This is a genomic window from Mycobacterium sp. (genome assembly GCF_002863225.1).
Classification (GTDB): Bacteria; Actinomycetota; Actinomycetes; order Mycobacteriales; family Mycobacteriaceae; genus Mycobacterium.
Window position 1 is genome coordinate 1 of the sequence record NZ_PKEK01000053.1, and the last position, 3,714, is coordinate 3,714.

Annotated in this window: 2 protein-coding genes and 3 pseudogenes; 4 read left to right on the forward strand and 1 reads right to left on the reverse strand. The window is 64.4% G+C overall.

What is annotated here, in order from left to right:
* Positions 1 to 389: 389 nt before the first annotated feature.
* From CYU59_RS18940 to CYU59_RS18955, 4 genes and pseudogenes are all read left to right on the forward strand, one after another.
* Positions 390 to 1,190 (forward strand): annotated as a pseudogene (locus CYU59_RS18940) (IS256 family transposase); the annotation flags it as partial.
* Positions 1,191 to 1,306: 116 nt separating this feature from the next.
* Complete coding sequence (locus CYU59_RS18945) at positions 1,307 to 1,600, forward strand: transposase (protein ID WP_293001489.1); 294 nt, start codon at positions 1,307 to 1,309, stop codon at positions 1,598 to 1,600.
* A gap of 103 nt (positions 1,601 to 1,703) precedes the next feature.
* Positions 1,704 to 2,126, forward strand: a pseudogene (locus CYU59_RS18950) (transposase); the annotation flags it as partial.
* Positions 2,127 to 2,194: 68 nt separating this feature from the next.
* The gene (locus CYU59_RS18955) at positions 2,195 to 3,553 is read left to right on the forward strand and encodes an ISL3 family transposase (protein WP_293001491.1); all 1,359 of its coding nucleotides are present in this window, start codon (positions 2,195 to 2,197) and stop codon (positions 3,551 to 3,553) included.
* Positions 3,554 to 3,561: 8 nt separating this feature from the next.
* Here the strand turns inward: CYU59_RS18955 and CYU59_RS18960 are convergent.
* Positions 3,562 to 3,714 (reverse strand): annotated as a pseudogene (locus CYU59_RS18960) (IS256 family transposase); the annotation flags it as partial.

Here is a 3,714-nt window from a genome sequence, read left to right on the forward strand (position 1 = left end):
CGGATGCAACAACCCCGCCTCGGTCAACGCCCGAAGCCGTGTCATGTCGCTCACCGGCCTCACCTCCCACGCCCGAGCCTAAGCCCCGCCCTGCGTGGCGTCTATCATTTACTGCCGCGTGTCCGCCACCGTTCATCGATATAGCACTGAAATAAGCTCTAGCCGTTTAATACCCATCGGACTATGCGACATTGAAACACTGGATATGCGGTCATCATTACTAGACATCCAACTGGCTCCGAACAACCCGCCGACGCCTTCGACGACGGTGATCAGGATGCACATACAACCCCGGAACCGCTTCGGGCGGAGCCGGGACTGTGGAATTAACGGTGTTTCCGGCCTGACACGCTGAGCGATGCTCGGCGAGGAAGGTGCCGTGAACGACACTGGATGATGTGGCGAAGAGGAAGGCGGCTGAGCAGTCCGCTGAGCAGCAGGCTGCGGTCGAGCTGGTGCGGTTGGCCCAGGAACAGGGCCTGTCGCTGACCGGGCCTGATGGGCTGCTCAAGCAGTTGACCAAGACGGTGCTCGAGACCGCGCTTGATGCGGAGATGACCGAGCATCTGGGCTACGACAAGCACGACCCGGCGGGCCGTGGCAGCGGTAATTCCCGCAACGGCACGAGGCCCAAGACGGTGCTCACCGAGATCGGCCCGGTCGAGATCGAGGTGCCCCGCGACACCAACAGCAGCTTCGATCCGCAGATTGTCAAGAAGCGACAGCGTCGCCTGACCGGTATCGATGAAATCGTATTGTCGCTCACGGCAAAGGGATTGACGCCCGGCGAGGTCGCTGCCCATTTCGCCGACGTCTATGGCGCCACGGTAAGTAAGGACACCATCTCCCGGATCACCGAAAAGGTGGTCGGTGAGATGGCCGAGTGGTGCAATCGGCCGCTGGAGTCGGTGTATCCGGTGGTGTTCATCGATGCGATCTTCGTCAAGATCCGTGATGGGCAGGTCACCAACCGACCGATCTACGTGGCGGTCGGGGTGACGTGCGCCGGGGAGCGCGACATTCTGGGGTTGTGGGCCGGCGACGGCGGCGAGGGTGCCAAGTTCTGGTTGTCGGTGCTCACCGAGATCAAGAACCGCGGCACCGGCGACGTGTGCATCCTGGTCTGCGACGGCTTGAAAGGATTGCCCGAAGCAGTCAACACCGTCTGGGACCGCGCGATCATTCAAACTGAATCGCCCCGGCATGTCCGGAGTCCGGACATGCCGGGGCGATTCACCCGGACACCCCGATCTTCACCAGTTTCCCCGGTATCGGACCCGTCATCGCAGCAGTGTTGATCTCCGAGATGGGCGAAGCCAGACAGCGCTTCCCCTCGCCGCCGTCGCTGCTAGCCGATTCCAGGCTGGCTCCGGTCACCAAGGCCTCCGGGCGCACTCGCCAGGTGAGGTTCCGCTACGCCGCCAACCGGCGGATGCGACATGCCATCGACTGGTGGATGTTCGTCGCCGTCCGTGAAGACCCCTGGTCGGCTGACATCTACCAGCGGGCACGCGCGGCCGGCCAACCCCACCACCGTGCGTTGCGCGGTCTGGGCGCCCTAACCACATCACCTACGATCCGGCCATCCATCACGGCATGACCGCGGCTTAACAACCAACCGCTTTGACATTCCGCGCTGTGGCAAACCTGGCCAGACGCGGCGATCAAGCACGCCACGGACTGAAAGGTTGACAGCGGGAGTCTGCATCATCCACTTGCTGCGCAACACTTTTCGGCTCACGTCCCGAAAGTACTGGGATGAGATCAAGCGTGACGTGAAACCGATCTACACCGCGGTCAACGCTACCGCGGCCCGGACGGCGTTCGACGAGCTGGCCGAGAAATGGGGGCAGCGCTACCCGGCGGTGATCAGATTGTGGGACAACGCCTGGAACGAGTTCATCCCGTTCCTGGATTACGACGTGGAGATCCGCCGGGTCATCTGCTCCACCAACGCCATCGAATCGTTGAACGCCCGCTACCGCCGCGCGATTAAGGCCCGCGGACACTTCCCCTCCGAGCAGGCCGCGCTCAAGTGCCTCTACCTGGTGACCCGATCACTGGACCCGACCGGCGCCGGCAGGGCACGATGGACGATGCGGTGGAAACCGGCTCTTCAATTTTAAAGGGGCAGTTGTGATTTCGCTCTCATAAGGCGTGTCGTTGCATGGAGAGGCCCTTGGCCTTCCGAAGTCTGAAAGTTGCGACGCTTTCGGACGGACGAAGGGAACCAAGGGCCGTGTCTGACGGTACGACATTGTTGTTCGGGCTGCCAGGAGTGCAAGTTGAGCGTGTCGAACGGCTCGCCGACGGCACCCGTGTGGTGCAGGTGGCGACCGCTGAGCAGACGGCGGCGGCGTGCCCGTCATGTGGGGTGGTGTCTACGTCGGTGAAGGCCCGGGTGTCCACCTCCCCGCGTGACATTCCCTACGGCGAAGACCGAATCATCGTGCGCTGGAACAAGACCCGCTGGCGATGCCGGGAGGACTACTGTGGACGGGCCTCATTCACCGAGTCGATACCACAGGTGCCGGCCCGGGCGCGGACCACTCGGCGGCTATGCGCCCAGATCGGCGCGGCGATCGGGGAGGCGGCCCGCTCGGTGACCGAGGTCGCGATCGCGCACGGCGTGTCGTGGCCGACCGCGCACCGCGCCTTCGTCGCCCACGCCGACGAGCTGTTGGGCGAGCCGAACCCCACCCCGGTGCTGGGGATCGACGAGACCCGCCGCGGAAAGCCCCGGTGGGAACGGTGCACGGCGACCAGACGCTGGGTGCGAGCCGACCCCTGGGACACCGGCTTCGTGGACCTGGCCGGTGATCAGGGCCTGCTCGGTCAGCGCGAGGGCCGCACCGGTGCCACGGTGATCGCGTGGCTGTCCGAGCGCAGCGCGCCGTTCCGCGAGACCATCCAGTACGTGGCGATCGACCCCGCCGCCGCCTACGCCTCCGCGGTCCGCACGCCGGGGCTGTTGCCCAACGCCACCCTGGTGGTCGACCACTTCCACCTGGTGAAATTGGCCAACGACGCACTGACCAAGGTCCGTCGCCGCATCACCTGGGACCTGCGCGAGCGCCGCGGCCGCAAGATCGACCCGGAGTGGGCGAACCGGCGCCGCCTGCTCCGTGGCCGGGACCGTTTGTCGGAGAAGAGCTTTGCGAAGATGTGGAACCAGATCCAGGCCGAAGACCCCAGCGCGCAAATCTTGACCGCCTGGATCGCCAAGGAAGAATTACGGACCCTGCTGGCAACCGTCCGTGTTGGCGACGACCCCCACCTGACCCGGCACCGACTCCACCGATTCCTCACCTGGTGCATCGACTCCCAGATCCCCGAACTGCTCACCCTCGCCGCCACCGTCGACGACTGGTGGCCCGAGATCAACGCGTTCGTCCAGACCGGCATTACCAACGCCCGCACCGAGGGCTACAACCGACTGGTCAAACAGGTCAAACGTGTCAGCTGCGGATTCCGGAATCGAGAGCACTCGGCCCGCCGGATACGATTCCACTGCACCCGCAAACAGCGGGCCGCAACCCAGACTTCGTGCTGATTGCCCGGTCAAAATCGAAGAGCCTGGAAACCTGCCCTGAACGCGTTGAGCGCTGGCTTCCACCGCATCATCCATCGTGCCCTGCCTACGCCGGTCGGGTCCAGGGAACGGGTCACCAGATACAGGCATTTCATGGCGGCCTGCTCGGAGGGGAAATGCCC

What these genes read in the sequence shown, in the direction of transcription:
- CYU59_RS18945 (WP_293001489.1), top strand. Translation starts at nt 1,307, where the DNA reads ATGGGCGAAGCCAGACAGCGCTTCCCCTCGCCGCCGTCGCTGCTAGCC.